The organism is Agrobacterium sp. 5Ca39, assembly GCF_055382365.1.
In genome coordinates this window covers 2,803,819-2,824,159 of record NZ_AP026436.1, presented here as the reverse complement: position 1 = coordinate 2,824,159, position 20,341 = coordinate 2,803,819, and the positions used below count along the sequence as shown (strand labels likewise).

Sequence of the window (20,341 nt, the reverse complement as noted above, 5' to 3'; positions counted from 1 at the left end):
TTGCCGCCTTTCAAATTGCCAATCATAGCCTGACGACCAAAATAGATCGCCAGAGATCCCCCTCGTTTATTCCCGCCCTCAGCGTTCCCCTCGAAAGAACGTCAAAGACTATTCTCGTTGCGAGCCGGTTTCCCATTTCCCTCTCCCTCATGGAGAGGCCTGCGACACGCTCAAAACGCTCCTTTCGCCACAACCTTAAGGCGCATTTTTAAGGACAAAAAGCTCCCGCCCGTTCCGAGACCGAAACGGTACAAAAAGCTCCATGACCTGAAAAAACGGACCTCGAAAGACCCGTCAGCAAGAAGGTGAATATCGTCGATACGAACATCGAGATAATCTGTGGACTGAGATCCGCACCCCTTGTTGGAATGCATTTAGGCAGGATCGTGGGGAGAGATCAATGGCGTTTTTTCTGCAAAAACGTAGATCGGCCATTGACTCGCAAAGGCCGTTTTGCATCACCGTCAAGGTTCAAAGCAGAATCGCTTATGAATCAATGAGATTCAATTTTGGCGTTTTTTGAGAGCCTGTTTTGGCAAAAAAATAAAAATCTTCTTGACTCAAAACTTGCCCCGACTTCCGTAGAGCAAGCTTCCCATTTTGGAGAAGACCTCCAGCAAGTATTTGTTTTTGCTTAGTTTTTCCTGTCGTTCAGTTGACACGCATTTGTCACGTTACGGGAGGAATGATTAACAGGCGGTTAGAATCAGAAAAAGCCCGGTCAAAGACCAGGCTTTTTGAATAATTATTTGTAATTAGCCGGATTAGGCGGAAAGAGCCTTCACGCGCTGTGCAAGACGCGACACCTTACGGGATGCCGTGTTGCCATGCAGAACGCCCTTCGTAGCGGCGCGCTGGATCTCGGGCTGAGCTGCCTTCAGAGCTTCGGTAGCGACAGCGAGATCACCGGTAGCGATAGCTTCCTCTACCTTGCGGATGAAGCCGCGAACGCGCGAACGGCGAGCCTTGTTGACTGCGGTACGGCGAGCGATCTTGCGGGTCGCCTTTTTCGCCGAAGTTGTATTGGCCATGTATGCCTCTCTTCGAATTCAAACCAAATTCCGCAACCAGAGGATCGGGTCTTTCGAAGACCTCACGTAACCCAAGAATGCGGGAGTAATTTCGGACAAGCCGGATGGCTTTCCTTAACCGTGGGCGGGCATATACCGCTAAAGCTTACGCCCGTCAACGCGCAAAACGCTTAAAAGCGCCGATATTCCGAATCCTTAGCGATTCCGGAAAGCAGGTTTGCGCTTTTCGACGAAGGCCGCCATGCCCTCCTTCTGATCTGCCGTGGCGAAAAGCGACTGAAAGGACCGTCTTTCATATCTCAGACCTTCCGAAAGCGGCACTTCGAAGGAACGATTGACACTTTCCTTGGCCATGAGCACGGAGGCACGCGACAGCGACGCGATGCGGGCGGCGGCCTCCACCGCCTCGTCCATCAGGTTCGCGGCCGGCACGATTCTCGATACGAGACCGGCGCGCTCGGCTTCCGCCGCATCCATCATGCGGCCAGTCAGAACGAGGTCCATCGCCTTTGCCTTACCCACCGCACGCGTCAGCCGCTGGGAGCCGCCCATGCCTGGAATGACACCCAGCGTGATCTCCGGCTGGCCGAACTTTGCCGTATCGGATGCTATTATGAAGTCGCACATCATGGCGAGTTCGCACCCGCCCCCGAGGGCAAAACCGGAAACGGCGGCGATGACGGGTTTGCGGGTGGCCGCAACCTCGTCCCAGCCGCCAAGAAAATCACCGACATAGGCATCGACGAAATCCAGCCCCTGCATTTCCTTGATATCGGCGCCAGCCGCAAATGCCTTCTCAGAGCCGGTGATAACGACCGCACCGATGGAATCGTCCACGGAAAATGAAGACAGGATGTGTCGCAGCTCTTTCAGAAGCACGGAATTGAGAGCGTTTAGCGCCTTTGGACGATTGAGCGTGATGACCCCTACCTCGTCGCGCTTTTCGACCAATATCGTTTCATAATCCACGGCAGTCTCCCCTTCTCCGTCGTTCGTTCATTTCTGGCAGGCGGCGCAATAAAAGGTGGAGCGGCCAGCCTGCACCACCCTTTCAACCGTACCCCTGCAGCCGGGGGTACGGCAAGGCTGCCCCTCCTGATCGTAGACCGAAAAGGAATGCTGGAAATAACCAAGCGTTCCATCCGTCTGTATGTGGTCGCGCAATGATGAGCCCCCGGCGGCGATGGCATCGGCGATGACATCGCGGATTTTCTCCGTGAGATACACGAGCTTCGCTGTGGGCTTGCCACCTTTCGTTACCAGCGTTCCGGCGGCACGCAGGGGGGAAAGATGGGCGCGCCACAGCGCCTCGCAGACATAGATATTGCCGAGGCCGGCAATAACCTTCTGGTCCAGCAGCGTGCTTTTCAGCGGTTGGCTTTTACCGTCGAACCGGCTCGCGAGATAATCCGCGCTCAGCATATTGCCTGTTGGCTCCGGGCCAAGTTCCGCAAAGGCGGGATAAAGATCGAGCTTGCTGCGCTCCACCAGATGCATGAAGCCGAAGCGACGCGGATCATTATATATAACGCAGATGCGCTCTTCGCCTTTATCCAGATAAAAGACGACGTGGTCGTGCTTGCCGTCCTTCGAGCGGGGATGGTGGAACACGCCGGGTATGCTGCCTTCTGCATCGGCTTCCGCTTCCACGCGGAAAGAGCCGGACATGCCGAGATGGGACACGATTGTCAGCCCGTCCTCCAGCTCGATCAGAAGATATTTCGCCCGCCTTCCGAGCGAGATGATTGTCTTCCCCTCGATAAGCTCCGCGAAATCCTCTGGAAACGGAAACCGCAGGTCGGGGCGGCCGAGATGGAGCTTGCGAACCCTTGCCCCTTCCATGGCGGGAGCAAGGCCGCGTCTGACGGTTTCGACTTCTGGCAATTCTGGCATCTGGCTTATCCGGCAGTTTTTCGTTAGGACCATGTGGTCTATAAAGTGCACGCGAAATGTCGCGCCCAGGCGATGCGGCAACAGATAGCGTCGCCATGGCGTTTCCGCTATGGTCCGCCACGCAATAAATATGGAGACAGACGATGACCGACGCCCGTACCACCGCCCAAGGCGGCATGGAAACGTCCTATGGCTTCCACAAGGTGGACGAAGGCCAGAAGCAGGGGATGGTCAACGAGGTCTTCCACAAGGTGGCCAAGCGCTACGATATCATGAATGACGTGATGTCGGCCGGCCTGCACCGGCTGTGGAAGGACGCCATGGTGTCCTCGCTTTCGCCGCGCAGGGATCCCTCCTACAAGGTTCTGGACGTGGCTGGTGGTACCGGGGATATTGCCTTCAGGATCGTCGAAGCTTCCAATCGTCTGGCGCATGCCACCGTTCTCGATATCAATGGCTCGATGCTTGCCGTCGGCGAAGAGCGCGCGGCGAAAAAGAAGCTTTCGGACAATTTGACCTTCGTGGAGGCCAATGCCGAGGAACTACCTTTTGAGGCGAACAGCTTCGACGCCTATACGATCGCCTTTGGCATTCGCAATGTTCCGCGCATCGACGTTGCGCTGAAGGAAGCGCACCGTGTGCTGAAGCGCGGCGGGCGGCTTCTGGTGCTGGAGTTTTCCGAAGTTGAGATGCCGCTGCTTGATCGCGTCTACGACGCGTGGTCGTTCAATGCCATTCCGCAATTCGGCAAGATGATCACCGGCGACGCCGAACCCTATCAGTATCTGGTCGAATCGATCCGTAAATTCCCCAATCAGGAGGATTTTGCGACGATGATCCGCACCGCCGGCTTCTCCCGCGTGACCTATACCAATTACACCGGCGGCATCGCCGCCCTGCATTCCGGCTGGAAGCTCTAAGACCATGGCCGGCAGAGGCAGGAGACAAGCATAAGCATGAGCACTTTGGGCGCATATTTCCGCCTCGCAAGGGTTGGCTGGGTTCTCGTGCGCGAAGGCGTCGTGCTGGCCCTGCCGTCCGATGACCTGCCCGCTCCCGCGCAGGTGTTAAAAGCCCTGCTGAAGCCATTCGCCCGTAGCAAGGCGAAAAGAGCGCAGCGTAGTGATCGGCTGGCGGTGGCTGTCGAGCGGCTTGGGCCGTCCTATGTGAAGATGGGTCAGTTTCTGGCCACCCGTCCGGATGTGGTGGGCGCGGAGTTCGCAGACGATCTCGCAAGCCTTCAGGACCGCATGGCCTTTTTCCCAGCAGCAGCCGCCAAAGCGAATATCGAGGGATCGCTCGGACGGCCGGTTTCGGAACTCTACAGGGAATTTGGCGACCCGATCGCCGCCGCCTCCATCGCCCAGGTCCATCCGGCGATTGTGGATACGCCAAAGGGGCCACGCAAGGTTGCCGTGAAGGTGATCCGTCCCGGCGTGCGACAACGCTTCCAGAACGATCTCGAGGCGATGTATCTGATCGCCGACCTGCAACAGCGCTTTGTCCGCTCGGCCCGTCGTCTGCGCCCGGTCGAAGTGACGCGCACGCTGGAGCAGACCACCAAGATCGAGATGGATCTGCGGCTTGAGGCCGCCGCCCTTTCCGAGCTTGCGGAAAACACCAGGCAAGATCCCGGTTTTCGTGTTCCCGAAGTCGACTGGGAACGCACCGGTCGTGACGTCGTCACCATGGAGTGGATCGACGGCGTCAAGATGTCGGACATTGAAGGCCTGAAGGCCGCCGGTCACGACCTGAACAAGCTCGCCGACACACTGATTCAGTCCTTCCTGCGGCACACCCTGCGCGACGGTTTTTTCCATGCCGACATGCATCCCGGCAATCTTTTCGTCGATCCGCAGGGCATGATAGTCGCGGTCGATATGGGCATCGCCGGACGGCTCGGGAAAAAGGAGCGGCGGTTTCTCGCTGAAATCCTCTACGGCTTCATCACGCGCGATTACATGCGGGTGGCGGAAGTACATTTCGAGGCCGGTTACGTGCCGGGCCATCACGACATAGCGAGTTTCGCGCAGGCGATCCGCGCCATCGGCGAGCCAATTCACGGCCAGCCGGCGGAGACGATCTCCATGGGCAAGCTCCTGACCCTTCTCTTTGAAGTCACTGAGCTTTTCGACATGGAAACCCGGCCGGAACTCGTGATGCTGCAAAAGACGATGGTGGTGGTGGAAGGCGTGTCGCGTATGCTCAATCCGCGCTTCAACATGTGGAAGGCGGCTGACCCTGTTGTCAGTGGCTGGATAAGGGACAATCTTGGCCCGAAACGTATAGTAACCGATCTGAAAGACGGCGTGAAGGCCGCCCTGAAGCTCGCCGAGGCAGCGCCGGAGATCGCCGCCAAGACGGAGAAGCTGCATTCCGAACTGATGTATATGAGCGAGCACGGCTTGCGTTTCGACGCCCAGACCGCAGAAGCCATCGGCAGGGCAGAAGCGCGCCATACCAGATGGGGGCGGATAGCGCTGTGGGTTATTGCGCTGACGCTTGTCTTTATTGCCATCAAGGTAAGCTGAACATCTCGGCACGTTTTCGTGCCATGTTTGTGTAACGTCTCGAGGTAATAAAGACTTCGCCTTTCCTCGGGTCAGGCAGTTGTGCGGGTAAGGGCTGCTTTGAAGCCGCGATAGTGCGCGGGTGCTAGAGACGGATGATGCCGGACGGGATTTGATTGTGATGGCAAAAGCGCAGATACTGAAACAGACCCTCTCCTATTCCTCCTGGCCACTCGTCTTTGTTGGCGGCCTCGTGGGGTCATATTTCGCCTTCACGAGCAGCCATCCGATCGCGGCGTTTCTCAGTGTTTATGCCTGCGCGGTTATCACTCTCTTTCTTCTCGAACGCTATATTCCCTATGAAGTCGAATGGCTCGAAGGGGATGGCGAGACAATGACGAGCATCGGCCACACGCTTTTGACCAAGGGGCTGGTGCAACTTGCCGCCGCAGCATCGGCCATCTTCCCGATGCTGGCCGCGAACGTGCTCCAGCCGCTCGCGGCAATGCGCTTTGACCTGTGGCCATCGCATCTGCCAATGGTGGTGCAGGTCTCGCTTGCGGTAACGATTGCCGAATTCGGTCTCTACTGGGCCCATCGCATCGCGCATGAAACCGTTTTTTTCTGGCGGTTCCATGCCCTGCATCACAGCGTCGTACGGCTATGGGTCATCAATACCGGGCGGTTCCATGTGGCCGATTCCCTGTTCAAGATCGCGCTCAGCCAGATTCCGCTTTATTTCATGGGTGCGCCGCTGCAGGTGTTCTGGTGGCTGGGTGCTGTGACCGCATTCATCGGTATCTTGACCCATTGCAATGTCGACATGAAAACGGGTGTGCTCGACTATGTCTTCAGCACGCCGCGCCTACATCGTTGGCACCATTCAAAACAGCTTCCGGAAGGCAATACCAATTACGGCGAAAACCTCGTCATCTTCGATATTCTCTTTGGCTCCTACCATAACCCTAACCGACCCTCATCAACTGATATCGGCATCAAGGGTGAGATCGCCAAGGGGTTTTTGCCACAGCTCGTGCAGCCCTTCACCAAAGAAGGCGTCCGCCAGATCATCGGCAAGGACAAAAAGGTCAATTGAAGCGGAAATTATAGGGCGGGTGCGGGATCGATCACGATGCCCAGCTCGCCTCGCAGTTTTTTTGTCAGGCCGGCTGCCACAAGCTCATAGGAGCGGCGAACATAGTGCTCCACTTCTTCCCGTTCGAGCGGAGAATGATCGGCAATCGATATCCATTTGCGTTTGGCAAAATACGGCGCCTGGGCGATACCTTCGAGTGCAGTGAGGATTTCAAAGCTTTCCTCCGAGCATTTCACCACCAGCCGCCAGTCTTCCCGTTCGCCCAGCACGGCAAAGACCTTGTCGCCCACCTTGGCAACATGCGAATCCCATTGATCTACGAAACGCACGCCCGGCCATTCGCCAAGCATCCTGTCGAATGTCTTGCGATCAAAGATGGTCACGTGAGTTTCTCCGCGACAAAGGCTGCCAGACGTTTTGCCACTTCGGCCTTATCGAGATCCGGCCATGCCTCAACACCCTCAGCCGAAATGATTTTCACGCTGTTGCGGTCTCCACCCATGATTCCGGTTTGCGCCGAGACGTCATTGGCGACGATGTAATCCGCGCCCTTGCGTTCCAGTTTGGCGCGACCGTTTTTTTCCACGTCCTGCGTTTCGGCAGCGAAGCCCACCACTAGCTTCGGACGGTTTTCATGGTGGCCGACGGTTTTGAGAATATCGGGATTTTCTGTCAGCTGGAGCGCCGGCGGCGCATCACCTGGCTGTTTCTTGATCTTTTGTTCTGATGAACCCGCCACCCGCCAGTCGGCGACGGCGGCAACCATGACGGCGATATCCGACGGCAGCCTTGAGATCACCGCGTCCCGCATTTCTTCGGCGCGCTCGACATGGATTACCGTCACACCGGCGGGATCAGCAATGGTCACCGGCCCGGAAACCAGCGTTACGTCTGCACCGAGTTCCGCGAGAGCCGCTGCAATCGCATGGCCCTGCTTGCCCGATGAACGGTTGGCGATGTAGCGCACGGGATCGATCGGCTCATGCGTAGGGCCGGAGGTCACGATCGCCGTCTTGCCCTTCAGGGGCTTCGTCCCCCCATCCAGCAGCGCTTCAACGGCTTGGACGATCTGTAAAGGCTCCGCCATTCGGCCGAGACCAGCCTCCCCCTTCTCAGCCATCTCGCCGGCCATTGGTCCGACGAAAAACACACCGTCTTTCTTCAGCGTATCGACATTGCGTATTGTTGGCTTTGCCGACCACATTTTTGGGTTCATCGCCGGCGCAACCAGCACCTTGCGGTCGGTCGCAAGAAGGACCGCCGAAGCTAGATCATCGGCCAAACCATGCGCCATCTTCGCCATGAGATCGGCGGTGGCGGGCGCCACCAGCACGAGATCGCAATCGCGCGCCAGCCTGATATGGCCAACATCCTGCTCGTCCTGCCGTGAAAAAAGCTCCGTGAAAACATGGGTGGCAGACAATGCACCAACGGCGAGCGGGGTGATAAATTCCTGCGCGCCTTTCGTCATGACAGGCGTAACCTTTGCGCCGCGCTCTTTCAGACGGCGGATGAGGTCGAGGCTCTTATAGGCCGCGATGCCGCCTGATATGATGAGGAGAATATGTTTGTCTGAAAGCGCCATGATGCCGGACCAGTTTCCCGTTTCACCGGGAAACTAGAGCATTTTCGGTGAAAACGTAATCACCTTCAATGCTCTAGCCCTTTGTTTTCCGCATTCCTGGACGGAAAACCGCTTGCGCATTTTTCCTGAAAATGCTCGGCCCTTGGCATACAAAGTGCAACCCGGCCGATATCACGCCGCCTTGGCGACGTGATATTCCTTGATCGCAACCATCTTGATCGCGGGGAAACGCTCGGATTCATAACGCAGCGAAAAGGCATCCTGCGCCAGAAATACCGGATCGCCATCCAGGTCGCGGGCGATATCGCCACGCTTGACGTTGAGGAACTTGTCCATTTCTGCCGGCTGATCGGACGAAATCCAGCGGCAGACCGAGAAGCGCGACATTTCGAAGGAAACCGGCAGGCCATATTCGCCCATCAGCCGTTCCTTCAACACGTCAAGCTGCAGCGCACCGACGACGCCGACGATGGCTGGCGAGCCGTCTTCCGGCGAAAAGAGCTGCACGACGCCCTCTTCGGCCATTTGCTGCAGGGCTTCCTTCAGCTTCTTCGCCTTCATCGCATCTTCCAGACGCACACGGCGCAGGATTTCCGGCGAGAAGTTTGGCACACCCTGGAACACGAGGTTTTCACCCTCGGTCAGCGTATCGCCGATGCGGAGCGTGCCGTGGTTCGGAATGCCGACCACATCACCTGCAAAGGCTGTGTCGGCCAGCTGGCGTTGCGAGGCGAAGAAGAATTGCGGCGCGGTGAGTCCCATCTGCTTGCCGGTGCGTGACAGGCGCGCCTTCATGCCGCGCTCCAGCTTGCCGGAGCAGATGCGGGCAAAGGCGATACGGTCGCGGTGGTTCGGGTCCATATTGGCCTGAATCTTGAAGACGAAGGCAGTCATTTTGTCTTCGGCCGCATGCACGGTGCGGGTATCCGCCACCTGATCGCGCGGTGGCGGTGCGAAATCGCCGAGCGCATTGATAAGGTCACGCACACCGAAATTGCGCAGCGCCGAACCGAAGAAGACCGGCGTCATATGACCTTCGAGGAAAGCCTGCCGATCGAAGGGACGGCAGGCTTCCATCGCCAGTTCCGTTTCTTCGATGAAAGCATCGCGCTCATTTTCCGGCAGTCGATCCGCCACCGCCTGCGGACCGTTAACCTTCATGGCCTCCACCTGCGTGTCGACGCCACGGAACGTGCTGTCGGCAAGATGATAGGCGCCGCAGAAGGTTTTGGCGCGGCCCACCGGCCAGGTGATCGGCGCCGTATCGAGCGCCAGCTTCTCCTCCACCTCGTCCAGTATCTCGAAGGGGTCGCGGCTTTCGCGGTCCATCTTGTTGATGAAGGTGATGATCGGAATATCGCGCATGCGGCAGACTTCGAACAGCTTCAGCGTGCGCGGCTCGATACCCTTGGCGGCGTCGATGACCATGATCGCCGCATCCACGGCCGTCAGCGTACGATAGGTATCGTCGGCGAAATCTTCGTGGCCGGGCGTATCGAGGATGTTGAAGACGCGGTCGTTATATTCGAAAGTCATGACCGACGTGACGACAGAAATGCCGCGCTCGCGCTCGATCTTCATCCAGTCCGAACGGGTCTGGATGCGGTCCTTTTTCGCCTTCACCTCACCGGCAAGCTGAATCGCTCCGCCGAACAGTAGCAGCTTTTCGGTGAGCGTGGTTTTACCCGCGTCCGGGTGCGCGATAATAGCAAAGGTGCGGCGGCGGGAGACCGCCTCGGCAAGTGTTTCGGCCATCTGACAAATCCTGTGGAATTGCGGGGTATCTAGCGTTTCAGGCCCGGTTTTGCAATTGACCTTGCCGCGATCTCGGCAAACTAATGCCGCATGACCGTTCAAAACAACAATCTGCCTCCTCTTCGTCTCGTCCGCCTCGCCCACGGCGCGGGCCTTGAACTCCCCTCTTACGAGACCGGCGGCGCCGCCGGCATGGACCTGCGTGCAGCTGTGTCCGTGGGTGAGCCGTTGACCCTGAAACCCGGTGAACGGGCGCTGGTGCCGACCGGCTTCGTGTTCGAAGTTCCCGCCGGATATGAGGCGCAAATCCGCCCCCGCTCCGGCCTTGCCATCAAGAACGGCATCACCTGCCTCAATTCCCCGGGCACGGTGGACAGCGATTATCGCGGTGAGGTGAAAGTCATCCTCGCCAATCTCGGTCAGGACGATTTCGTCGTCGAGCGCGGCATGCGCATTGCGCAGATGGTCATCGCGCCCGTGACGCAGGTGACTGTTGTCGAAGTGATGGAAACTTCGCAGACGGCGCGTGGCGTCGGCGGTTTCGGCTCTACCGGCGTTTAGCGACACCCCTGGTGCAGAGGAGCGGACTGATTGTCTTTGCCCGGCATTTTCGCTATGGATCTGGCGGATTTTCAGGGAACACGATCATGACGCTGACCACCCTATTCGCTTATGCCACCGCCCTCTTCATCGCTGCCGCCATTCCCGGCCCCGGCATGACGGCAATCGTGGCGCGGGCGCTGGGTTCGGGCTTTCGGGAAACCTTTTTTATGGGTCTCGGGCTGGTGCTTGGCGACATGATCTATCTGACCGCTGTGATCCTGGGGCTGGCCTTCGTCGCGCAGACCTTTCAGGAGGCCTTCATGGTCCTGAAATTTGCAGGTGCGGCCTATCTTCTCTATATCGCCTGGAAGCTCTGGACCGCCGGTCTCTTGCCGCAGGACCTGAAGGCGAAGAAGAGCACCAGCATGTCCATGTCCTTCCTGTCCGGCCTGCTGATCACCCTCGGCAATCCAAAAACCATGCTTTTTTATGTGGCGCTGGTGCCGACGCTGATCGACATCCGCATGATCGGCCCTTCGGAATATGCGACGCTTCTTGCCATCACCTTTGTCGTGCTGATGGCGGTTCTCCTGCCTTACATCCTGCTTGCGGCCAAAGCGCGCAACCTCCTGAAAAGACCGAGCGCCCTGACAATTCTCAACCGCACCGCGGCGGGTATTCTGGCCGGAACCGCGACGATGATCGCCATCCGCAGCACGTAAAACAAATTCGTGCATTTCCGCGATCTGGCGTGAAATTATTCCCGCAATTCACGGATATTAGGACGAACGTTCGCTAGCTTGCGGAGGTTATTGCTCCTATTCTGCCGCTCAAATCTTGCGGTCTTTACACAGGAGAGCATCATGCCGGAAGCCAGAAAGCCCGGACGCGGACGCGTCTATTCCTCGATTACGGAAACAATCGGCGATACACCGATCGTGCGGCTCGACAAGCTGGCGAAGGAAAAAGGCGTGAAGGCCAATCTTCTTGCCAAGCTCGAATTTTTCAATCCCATCGCTTCGGTGAAGGACCGCATCGGCGTCGCCATGATTGAAGCTCTGGAAGCCCAGGGCAAGATTACGCCCGGAAAGACGACGCTGGTGGAACCGACCTCCGGTAATACGGGGATTGCGCTCGCCTTCGCTGCCGCCGCGAAAGGCTACAAGCTGATCCTGACCATGCCTGAAACCATGTCGGTCGAGCGTCGGAAAATGCTGGCTCTCTTGGGCGCGGAACTGGTGCTGACCGAAGGCCCGAAGGGCATGAAGGGCGCCATCGCCAAAGCGCAGGAACTGGCAGAAACCCTGCCTGACGCCATCATTCCGCAGCAGTTTGAAAACCCCGCCAATCCGGAGATCCACCGCAAGACGACGGCTGAAGAAATCTGGAACGACACCGAAGGCACGGTTGATATTCTGGTCTCGGGTATCGGCACCGGCGGCACGATCACCGGCACGGGTCAGGTTCTGAAATCCCGCAAGCCCGAGGTGAAGGTGATTGCGGTGGAGCCCGCCGACAGCCCCGTTCTTTCCGGTGGCAACCCCGGCCCCCACAAAATTCAGGGCATCGGCGCCGGTTTTGCCCCCGCCATTCTCGACACCGGCATTTATGACGAGATCGTCACCGTCACCAATGATGAGGCTTTCGAAACCGCACGTCTGGCGGCGAGGCTGGAAGGCGTGCCCGTTGGCATCTCCTCGGGTGCGGCGCTGGCGGCGGCAATCAAGGTCGGTGCGCGTGAGGAAAATGCCGGCAAGAACATTGTCATCATCATTCCCTCCTTCGCGGAACGTTATCTTTCGACAGCACTTTTCGAAGGGCTTGGGCTCTAGCCCCTTCTCGGCACCCGGTTGCGGAAGAGCGAATATTTGACGTGCCGCCGGTTTGCCGGCGGCACTTCTGTTTCAAGGCCCCCTCATTCGGCCCATCACCTACCGAGCTGTCCAAACAGCATTTTACCCGTCATTCCCGGAACCGCCTGATTGACCGGCAGGCATAAGCGTCCTTCCCAGACAAAGTGCCCTTAGCTGGTCTTACGCCGCGGCGGTTAGCCTTTCGCCGGCGATACGATAGGACACTGCTTCGGCAATATGGATACGTCCAACCGTTTGCCTGCCATCCAGATCCGCCAGGGTGCGGGCCACCTTGAGAATGCGATGGTAACCGCGCGCGGAAAACTTCATGCGCTCCGCCGCATCACGGAGCAATTGCAGCCCGGACTGGTCCGGTTCGGCGTATTTTTCGATCATTGCTATCGTGCAGCGGGCGTTGGTGCGGATGGCAGGGAAGCCCGCTGCCGCATAACGTTCCTGCTGGGCAAGGCGCGCTTCGGCGACGCGCGCCGCAACCACGGCGCTCGGTTCGGCCGTCACGGGCCGAATGAGATCGGCGGCGGAAACGGCGGGAACGTCGATACGGATGTCGATGCGATCAAGCAGCGGGCCGGAAATGCGAGCCTGATAGTCTGCCACACAACGTGGGCCTCTGGCACAGGTAAAACCCGGCTCTCCCGCCATACCGCAACGGCAGGGATTCATTGCCGCGACAAGCTGGATTTGCGCGGGATAGCTGACACGGTGATTGGCACGCGCAATAATGCATTCGCCGGTTTCGAGCGGCTGACGCAGGGCATCCAGCACCTGCGGCGAAAATTCCGGGAATTCATCCAGAAAAAGAACGCCATGGTGAGCAAGCGAAGCCTCGCCCGGTTTGGCCCGCAGCCCGCCGCCGATCAGGGCCGCCATGGTGGCGGAATGATGCGGCGTGCGGAAGGGCCTGCGATCCGAAAGCTTGCCACCCGACAATTGGCCGGCAATGGAATGGACCATGGACACTTCCAGCAGTTCTGCCGCCTCCAGCGGCGGCAGGATCGAAGGCAAGCGGGCGGCGAGCATGGATTTTCCCGAGCCGGGCGGGCCGACCATCAGCAGATTATGGCCGCCGGCGGCTGCCACCTCCAGCGCCCGCCGGGCGCTCTCCTGCCCCTTTATGTCAGCTAAATCAGGCAGATTGACCGGATTGGCGCGAATGGCGGGCGTCGGGCGCGAGAGGATCTGCGTGCCACGAAAGTGATTAGCGAGCGCAATCAGGCTGCGCGGGGCGAGAATATCGATCCCGGCTCCGGCCCATGCCGCCTCCGGGCCGCTATCAGCCGGGCAAATCAGTCCCTTGCCAAGCGCATTGGCCCCGATCGCGGCCGGAAGCGCGCCCGCAACCAAGCCGATAGTACCATCGAGATTGAGTTCGCCAAGGACCACGTAACGCCCCAGCGCTTCGGCCGGTATGGCTCCCAGGGCGGCCATGAGGCCAAGGGCAATGGGAAGATCGAAATGCGATCCTTCCTTCGGCAGATCGGCAGGGGCAAGATTGACCGTGACCTTCTTTGCCGGCAGCGCCAAGCCTGAGGCATGTAATGCCGCCTGCACGCGCTCCCGGCTTTCGGCGACGGCTTTATCCGGCAGACCGACAATCTGGATGCCGACCCTTCCCGGTGCGACCATGACCTGCACCTCGACAGGCACACCCTCTATGCCCTGAAATGCCACCGTATTGACCCGTGCCACCATGGCCTGCCCCCGCAAACCGTCGCGCTTTCAGAGCCTTATGCCCCATCCACGACCCTTGCCAAGCAACGTGCCACAGGTCAAAGAATAAAACAAGAACATCCAGCGAACAATTTATCGCATCCGCTGTATTTTAGTTGTATCGAGTTGTATATCCGGAACAAACCGAGAGCGATTTATGTCTTATCAAAAATCCTGAGCTTCGCGCTTTTTCTCGATGGCGTCCCACAGCAGGCTCGCCACATCGGCGCCGCCGAATTTCCGCACCTCTCGAATGCCGGTCGGCGAGGTGACGTTGATTTCGGTGAGGTAATCGCCAATGACATCAATTCCAACGAACAGGAAACCACGCTCGCGCAGGGCGGGGCCGATACGGCGGCAGATTTCCTTTTCGCGCGCGGTCAGTTCCGTAGGCTCAGGCCGGCCGCCAGCGTGCATGTTGGAACGGGCGTCGTTTTCCGCTGGAACGCGGTTGATCGCACCCACCGGCTCTCCATCCACCAGCAGGATGCGTTTATCGCCCTTGCGGACGTCGGGCAGATATTCCTGAGCAATGTAAGGTTCGCGGAACATCTGACCGAACATTTCCAGCAGCGAGGAGAAATTGCGGTCGTCCCGCGCTGAATGGAAGACGCCCGCACCGCCGTTGCCATAAAGCGGCTTGAGAATGATATCGCCCATTTCGTTGCGGAAGCGCGCGATTTCCGCGACATCCTTCGTGATCAGCGTCTTCGGCATGAGATCCGCGAATTCGGTGACGAAGATCTTCTCCGGCGAATTGCGCACCCAGGCGGGATCATTGACCACCAGGGTCCTCGGATGAATGCGCTCCAGCAGATGGGTGGAGGTGATATAGGCCATGTCGAATGGTGGATCCTGACGCAGATGGATGACATCCATCGTGGACAGATCAACGCGCTCCGGTTCGGAAAGCGAGAAATGGTCACCCTTGATGTCGCGCAGCTCCATCTGCTCGACGGTCGCGTAAATCTTGCCATCGCGCATGGAAAGGCGGTCGGGCGTGTAATGGAACAGCCGATATCCACGCGCCTGCGCTTCAAGGCTCATGGCGAAGGTGGAATCACCGCCGATGTTGATGCCGGAGACATGATCCATCTGGATCGCGACGTTCTTGATCTTCGCCATGCGCATGTTCCTCTCGCAGCATACGGACGCCTGCGATCCGCCATGCCGTGTCTCATCTTTCAATCGTTCCTGCAGGACCGGAAGAGACCCGGAAATGCTTCAGAAAACTTGAAAGATGTAGGGCAGCGACCATTCAAACGCAACTGCTGCGAGCCGTGGTTTCTGTGAGTTTTATTGAACCTTCATAATTCCCACGGCGAAGGCACACCCGCGCCCGCCAACGGCATGGGCGACGGCTCAGGCTGCCAGCTTGTAGGAGCGACCGGCGAACAGCTTGTTCTTGACGCGATAGGCAAATGCCAGCGCCTTGGGGAACGGACGACGCATGAAGGCAACCTTGCGCACATAATGATCAACACGCCAGGTGGCCCATGTTCCGGCCCTGAAATAAGCGACGTCACCGACCCGCAGGATGCTGACCGAGCCGTCCTCGGCCGTCACATGCACCTCGCCTTCCAGAATATAGACGGTCTCATCCCAGCCGAAGAACCAGCGGAATTCGCCTGCAGTGCAATCCCACATGGCAGTGCTTGAGGCACGGTCGCCGCTTCGGGAATGATCCGCAGCACGTGCCTGCGGGTTGCCGGCAATGATCCATTCAGCATTGATAGGCGCCGGCTGAAGCCGCAGATCGGTGCAGGATGCGCTGACCACGGCATCGTCTTTTTTCCGACGCAGATAGGCCGGCAATATCGGCACCGTACGGATAGCCATCGTTGCGGCCGCCGCGAACATCATTTTGAACGACATATGAGAAAACCCCCGTGAAATATTGGAGGCCTTCTATCATCGGGATCGTAACAAACCAGTTTTGACAATCGGCGCAATTTTAGCCATCGCGCCGATTTCAGGTGACGAACTCAGGCCGTCGCCAGTTGAGCGTCCTGCGCCATCGTTTGTTCCGCTCTGCTGGCGATACGCTTGCCAGTTTCGCTGGAGAAGAAGTGCAGTTTTTCCGGAGCAATCGTCACCGAAAGCGCGGACGGAACCTCGACGTCAGGCGGAAAGGCCACGGTCAGGCTCTGATCGCCGATCATGCCGTGTATAAGACGTTGCGAACCCAGCTCCTCAATATAATCCACGCGAAGTGCGAAACCCTGGGCGTCAGCAGCAGCGAGACGAAAATCTTCCGCCCGCATTCCAACAGTCACCGGGCCGGACGTGGGGGCAAAGCCATTGAGCGCAAACAGCGACGGCCCGACGGCAAGGCTATCGCCGTGCAATTCGGCGCTGAGAAGATTCATGGCCGGAGAACCAATGAAACTCGCGACGAAGGTTGAGGCAGGCGTGTGATAGACATCCAGCGGCGCACCGATCTGCTCGATACGGCCGCCATTCAGCACGACGAGGCGGTCGGCCAGCGTCATGGCTTCCAACTGGTCATGGGTAACGTAGATCGATGTCGTGCCGAGACGTTTTTGCAGCCGCTTGATTTCGCCGCGCATGGAAACACGCAACTTGGCATCGAGATTGGATAGGGGTTCGTCGAACAGGAAGGCAGCAGGCTTGCGAACGATCGCGCGCCCCATGGCGACGCGCTGCCGCTGACCACCGGAAAGGGCGCGTGGCTTGCGATCCAGATAGGGTTCGAGTTGCAGCATACGCGCCGCTTCAGCCACACGGGCGTCAATTTCCGCCTTGGGTGTCCTGCGGTTCTTCAGCCCGTACTCCAGGTTCTCGCGTACCGACATATGCGGGTAAAGCGCGTAGTTCTGGAAAACCATGGCGATATCGCGGTCAGCCGGATCGGTCTGGTTAACCACCCGGTAGCCGATCTTCACCGTGCCTTCTGAAATATCCTCGAGCCCGGCGACCATACGCAAAAGCGTGGACTTGCCGCACCCGGAGGGACCGACGAGAACGATGAACTCGCCGTCCTTGATATCGATATCGACATGATGCACGGCGCGCACGCCGCCATGATAATCCTTGCAGACCTGACTGATTTCTATCGCGGCCATTTCGGTCTCCTTATTTATCGCTCTCGGTCAGGCCCTTGATGAACCAGCGCTGGAAAATAACGACGATCAGCACGGGTGGCAGCATGGCCAGCACGGCGAGCGCGAAAGCTTCGTTGTAATCGGGGATTTGCGAACCGACCCAGACCTGCAGGATCGACTTGATGCCACGCATCAGGGTGAAGAAACTCTCATCCGTCGTCATCAGCATGGGCCAGAGATACTGATTCCAGCCATAGACGAACATGATGATGAAGATTGCCGCCATCATCGTGCGCGACAGCGGAATGAGAACGTCGATGAAAAATTTCACTGGCCCCGCACCATCGATACGGGCAGCCTCCAGCAGCTCTTCAGGCACGGATTTGAAGAACTGCCGGAAATAGAAGGTGCCCGTCGCCGAAGCGAGAAGCGGCACGATCAGACCGGTATAGGAGTTCAACAGTCCGAGTTTGCTCATTACCTCGTAGGACGGCATGATGCGCACTTCGAGCGGCAGAAGCAGCGTGGTGAAAATGATCCAGAAGGCGAGCGTCGCAAAACGGAAGCGGAAATAGACGATCGCATAGGCCGCCGTCATCGACAGGACGATTTTGCCGACGGCAAAGCCGATGCCGAGGATCAGCGAATTCAACACCATGTTCAGGCCTGTAACCTGTCCGGTGAAACCACCCTTCTGGGTAAGGACCTTCTCATAGGTTTCGATGAAATTGTCGCCGGGAATGATCGCAAGGCCGCTGCGGTGAATTTCAGCCGCCGTGTGGGTGGACGTCATGAAGGCCACGACAACAGGCAGGATCAGAAACAATGCGCCAATGATCAGCACCAGATGATCGAGGGGTTTTGTCTTGTACATCGTCTTTTCCCTCAATTGTAATGGATGCGCTTCTCGATGAAGCGGAACTGGATGATGGTGAGGACGAAAACGACCAGCATGAGCATGACGGACTGGGCCGAGGAACCGCCGATGTCATTGCCGCGGAAGCCGTCGAGGAACACCTTGTAGACCAGCGTAATCGGGTTGTTGGCGGCCTTATCCTTCACCATCACGTCAATGACGCCGAAGGTGTCGAAGAGCGCATAGGTGATGTTGATGATCAGCAGAAAGAAGGCCGTGGGCGCCAGGAGCGGCATGATGACGGTCCAGAACCGGCGAAAGCCCGAACGGCAATCGATGGACGCGGCTTCCCGCACGGAGACCGGAACGCCCTGGAGACCGGAGAGGAAGAAGATGAAGTTGTAAGGAATCTGCTTCCAGACCGCGACAACGATCATGGCAAAGGCCGTATCGAAATAATTGAGGCCGACCTTCATGTCCCAACCGAGAAACGCGGCCATCTTCACGAAGGGGCCGATATGCTGGTCGAAAAACATCATGCCGATAAGGCCGGCGACTGGCGGCGCAATGGCGTAGACGGAAATCAGCAGCGTCTTGTATGTCGAACTGCCGCGAATGACCGCATCCGCCTTGACGGCGAGCAGCAGGCCGAGCGCCAGCGAAAAGAAGGTGACGAGCACGGTGAAGACTACCGTGAATTTCGCGATGCTGAGATATTCGGGGCTGAAGATCGCATCCGAATAATTAGCGAGTCCAACGAAGGAAGCGCCGAACCCGAACGGGTCTTCGATATAGAAAGAAGAATGGATGGCCTGAACGGATGGCCAATAGAAGAAGATGAAAATCACCGCAAGCTGCGGTGCCAGAAACAGGTAGGGCACAAAGGACGAGGAGAACTGCACGCGCTTCATGCCGGCTTCTGCGGGCTTGGCGGGTTTTCCAGCCTTTGCGGACCGACCGGAGAAAAACCGGCGCGGTTGAGACGATGTATAGGCCACGCTTGCGCCTCCTTATCCAGAAGTGAGCCTCCCTTCCGTCAGAAAGGAGGCTCGACAAGATCAACGGTTTCGAAGAGATCGATCAGCCGGCCGTCTTGGCGAAGCGGGCCAGAAGGTCGTTGCCTTCCTTCTCGATAATTTCGAAAGCAGCCTTCGGCGTGACTTCGCCGGAGAAGATGCGGTTATATTCGCGTTCCATCACGGCGCGGATCTGCGGGTAGAAGCCGAGGCGATAACCCTTGGACCAGTCGCCACCCTGCAGTGACAGCTGCTGGATGCCGACTTCGGCGACCGGCTTTTCCTTGTAGTAACCTTCAGCCTTGGCCTTTTCATAAGCGGCCTTGGTGATGGCGACGTAACCGGTTGCCTTGTGATAGAAGACCTGGATTTCCGGCGAGGTCAGGAACTGGAAGAAGTCGGCCACGCATTTGTTTTCGGCTTCGGACTTGCCCGACATTGCAAAGAGGGCAGCGCCGCCGATGAAGGAGTTGGTACCCGCGCCCTTGATGGAGCCCCAGTAAGGGAGAAAAGTTGCCGAGAATGGCATTGTGGCCGTCTTCTGAAGGCCGCCGAAGGAACCCGACGAACCGATCCAGAGTGCTACCTTACCTTCTTCGAAGGGCTTCTGGTTGTCGTTCCAGCCGGCGCCGTAATAGGCAAACAGGCCCTTGTCCTTCCAGTCCTTCAGCTTCTCGAACATCATGACGAGGTTCGGGTCGGTGACCTTGAGCTTGGTGTCGGTGACGCTGTCGTAACCATTGTTGTTCGTAGCGAACTGGATGTTGTTACGCGAGAAGAAGTTCTCCGTGAACTGCCAGGTCAGCTGCGACTGGACGAGCGGAATATAGCCGGCTTCCTTCAGCTTCGGCGCGACCTTTTCAAAGTCTTCCCAGGTCTTGGGAGCTTCGACGCCGGCCTTCTTCAGAGCCTCGTCGTTGATGTACATGATGGGAGCGGAGGAATTGAACGGCATGCCGACGAACTTGCCGTCAGCGGCAGCGTAGAAGTAGCGCACGCCGTTGATAAAGGCGTCGCGATCGAACTTGTAACCGGCCTTGGTGATCAGGTCTTCGGCAGGAATCACCGCGCCCTTGGCGTTGATGATGGTGGCAGCACCTGCATCGAAAACCTGAAGGATGTTCGGCTGTTCGCCCGAACGGAAAGCTGCGATGCCGCTGGCGAGAGCTTCTTCATAGGAGCCCTTGGAAACCGGCGTTAGCGCGCATTCTTTCTGGGCTTCGTTGAATTTCTGGGCGACTTCGTTGATGACTTCGCCGTTACGGCCGCCCATGCCATGCCACCAGGTGATGTTGGTCGCAGCCATGGAAGAGGTCGCGGAGATGCTGACAGCCACAGCGGCCATGGAAATCTTCTTGAACATATCAAATCCTCTCCACCATTTATTGGGGTGAGGATGCGAATAGA

At 58.0% G+C, this 20,341-nt stretch carries 19 protein-coding genes; 6 read left to right on the top strand and 13 right to left on the bottom strand.

What is annotated here, in order from left to right:
- Nucleotides 1-764: 764 nt before the first annotated feature.
- From rpsT to mutM, 3 genes are all read right to left on the bottom strand, one after another.
- Nucleotides 765-1,031: a 30S ribosomal protein S20 gene (gene rpsT / locus ACZ47E_RS13825; RefSeq protein WP_004439523.1), complete on the bottom strand. Its 267-nt coding sequence runs from the start codon at nt 1,029-1,031 to the stop codon at nt 765-767.
- A 195-nt stretch (nt 1,032-1,226) separates the two neighbouring features.
- Nucleotides 1,227-2,000, bottom strand: a complete 774-nt coding sequence (locus ACZ47E_RS13820) for an enoyl-CoA hydratase (protein ID WP_278067176.1) — start codon at nt 1,998-2,000, stop codon at nt 1,227-1,229.
- Between the two features lie 27 nt (nt 2,001-2,027).
- Complete coding sequence (gene mutM / locus ACZ47E_RS13815; protein WP_278067175.1) at nt 2,028-2,924, bottom strand: bifunctional DNA-formamidopyrimidine glycosylase/DNA-(apurinic or apyrimidinic site) lyase; 897 nt, start codon at nt 2,922-2,924, stop codon at nt 2,028-2,030.
- Nucleotides 2,925-3,067: 143 nt separating this feature from the next.
- On the opposite strand from mutM, the gene ubiE reads away from it, so the two are divergent.
- From ubiE to olsE, 3 genes are all read left to right on the top strand, one after another.
- Nucleotides 3,068-3,844, top strand: coding sequence for a bifunctional demethylmenaquinone methyltransferase/2-methoxy-6-polyprenyl-1,4-benzoquinol methylase UbiE (gene ubiE / locus ACZ47E_RS13810; RefSeq protein ID WP_278067174.1), 777 nt, complete (start codon nt 3,068-3,070; stop codon nt 3,842-3,844).
- Between the two features lie 36 nt (nt 3,845-3,880).
- Nucleotides 3,881-5,455: a 2-polyprenylphenol 6-hydroxylase gene (gene ubiB, locus ACZ47E_RS13805; RefSeq protein ID WP_004439518.1), complete on the top strand. Its 1,575-nt coding sequence runs from the start codon at nt 3,881-3,883 to the stop codon at nt 5,453-5,455.
- A gap of 160 nt (nt 5,456-5,615) precedes the next feature.
- Nucleotides 5,616-6,530: an ornithine lipid hydroxylase OlsE gene (gene olsE / locus ACZ47E_RS13800; RefSeq protein WP_278067172.1), complete on the top strand. Its 915-nt coding sequence runs from the start codon at nt 5,616-5,618 to the stop codon at nt 6,528-6,530.
- Between the two features lie 8 nt (nt 6,531-6,538).
- Here the strand turns inward: olsE and ACZ47E_RS13795 are convergent, their stop codons facing one another.
- The 3 genes from ACZ47E_RS13795 to ACZ47E_RS13785 form a co-directional block, all read right to left on the bottom strand.
- Nucleotides 6,539-6,913: an MmcQ/YjbR family DNA-binding protein gene (locus ACZ47E_RS13795; protein ID WP_004439515.1), complete on the bottom strand. Its 375-nt coding sequence runs from the start codon at nt 6,911-6,913 to the stop codon at nt 6,539-6,541.
- Nucleotides 6,910-8,115 (bottom strand): bifunctional phosphopantothenoylcysteine decarboxylase/phosphopantothenate--cysteine ligase CoaBC, encoded by a 1,206-nt coding sequence (gene coaBC, locus ACZ47E_RS13790; RefSeq protein WP_107339943.1) that lies wholly within the window; start codon nt 8,113-8,115, stop codon nt 6,910-6,912. Before coaBC ends, ACZ47E_RS13795 begins: the two co-directional genes overlap by 4 nt.
- A 171-nt stretch (nt 8,116-8,286) precedes the next feature.
- Complete coding sequence (locus ACZ47E_RS13785; protein WP_022555492.1) at nt 8,287-9,870, bottom strand: peptide chain release factor 3; 1,584 nt, start codon at nt 9,868-9,870, stop codon at nt 8,287-8,289.
- Nucleotides 9,871-9,960: 90 nt separating this feature from the next.
- On the opposite strand from ACZ47E_RS13785, the gene dut reads away from it, so the two are divergent.
- From dut to cysK, 3 genes are all read left to right on the top strand, one after another.
- Entirely contained in the window at nt 9,961-10,431 is a 471-nt protein-coding gene (dut, locus tag ACZ47E_RS13780; RefSeq protein ID WP_278067171.1) for a dUTP diphosphatase, read from the top strand.
- A gap of 86 nt (nt 10,432-10,517) precedes the next feature.
- Nucleotides 10,518-11,135 (top strand): LysE family translocator, encoded by a 618-nt coding sequence (locus ACZ47E_RS13775; RefSeq protein WP_006699689.1) that lies wholly within the window; start codon nt 10,518-10,520, stop codon nt 11,133-11,135.
- A gap of 141 nt (nt 11,136-11,276) precedes the next feature.
- Complete coding sequence (gene cysK / locus ACZ47E_RS13770; protein WP_006699690.1) at nt 11,277-12,245, top strand: cysteine synthase A; 969 nt, start codon at nt 11,277-11,279, stop codon at nt 12,243-12,245.
- Nucleotides 12,246-12,446: 201 nt separating this feature from the next.
- Here cysK and ACZ47E_RS13765 read toward each other — a convergent pair whose 3' ends face one another.
- The 7 genes from ACZ47E_RS13765 to ACZ47E_RS13735 form a co-directional block, all read right to left on the bottom strand.
- The gene (locus ACZ47E_RS13765; RefSeq protein WP_464016879.1) at nt 12,447-13,979 is read right to left on the bottom strand and encodes a YifB family Mg chelatase-like AAA ATPase; all 1,533 of its coding nucleotides are present in this window, start codon (nt 13,977-13,979) and stop codon (nt 12,447-12,449) included.
- Between the two features lie 183 nt (nt 13,980-14,162).
- On the bottom strand, nt 14,163-15,122 hold the full coding sequence (gene gshB / locus ACZ47E_RS13760; RefSeq protein WP_022555488.1) for a glutathione synthase: 960 nt from the start codon (nt 15,120-15,122) through the stop codon (nt 14,163-14,165).
- A gap of 237 nt (nt 15,123-15,359) precedes the next feature.
- Nucleotides 15,360-15,872: a cupin domain-containing protein gene (locus tag ACZ47E_RS13755; protein WP_278067170.1), complete on the bottom strand. Its 513-nt coding sequence runs from the start codon at nt 15,870-15,872 to the stop codon at nt 15,360-15,362.
- Nucleotides 15,873-15,982: 110 nt separating this feature from the next.
- On the bottom strand, nt 15,983-17,083 hold the full coding sequence (locus tag ACZ47E_RS13750) for a sn-glycerol-3-phosphate import ATP-binding protein UgpC (protein ID WP_278067169.1): 1,101 nt from the start codon (nt 17,081-17,083) through the stop codon (nt 15,983-15,985).
- Nucleotides 17,084-17,093: 10 nt separating this feature from the next.
- Complete coding sequence (gene ugpE, locus ACZ47E_RS13745) at nt 17,094-17,936, bottom strand: sn-glycerol-3-phosphate ABC transporter permease UgpE (RefSeq protein ID WP_035206675.1); 843 nt, start codon at nt 17,934-17,936, stop codon at nt 17,094-17,096.
- An 11-nt stretch (nt 17,937-17,947) separates the two neighbouring features.
- Entirely contained in the window at nt 17,948-18,916 is a 969-nt protein-coding gene (locus ACZ47E_RS13740) for an ABC transporter permease (RefSeq protein WP_278067168.1), read from the bottom strand.
- Between the two features lie 82 nt (nt 18,917-18,998).
- The gene (locus ACZ47E_RS13735) at nt 18,999-20,297 is read right to left on the bottom strand and encodes an extracellular solute-binding protein (protein WP_022555483.1); all 1,299 of its coding nucleotides are present in this window, start codon (nt 20,295-20,297) and stop codon (nt 18,999-19,001) included.
- Nucleotides 20,298-20,341 lie beyond the last annotated feature (44 nt).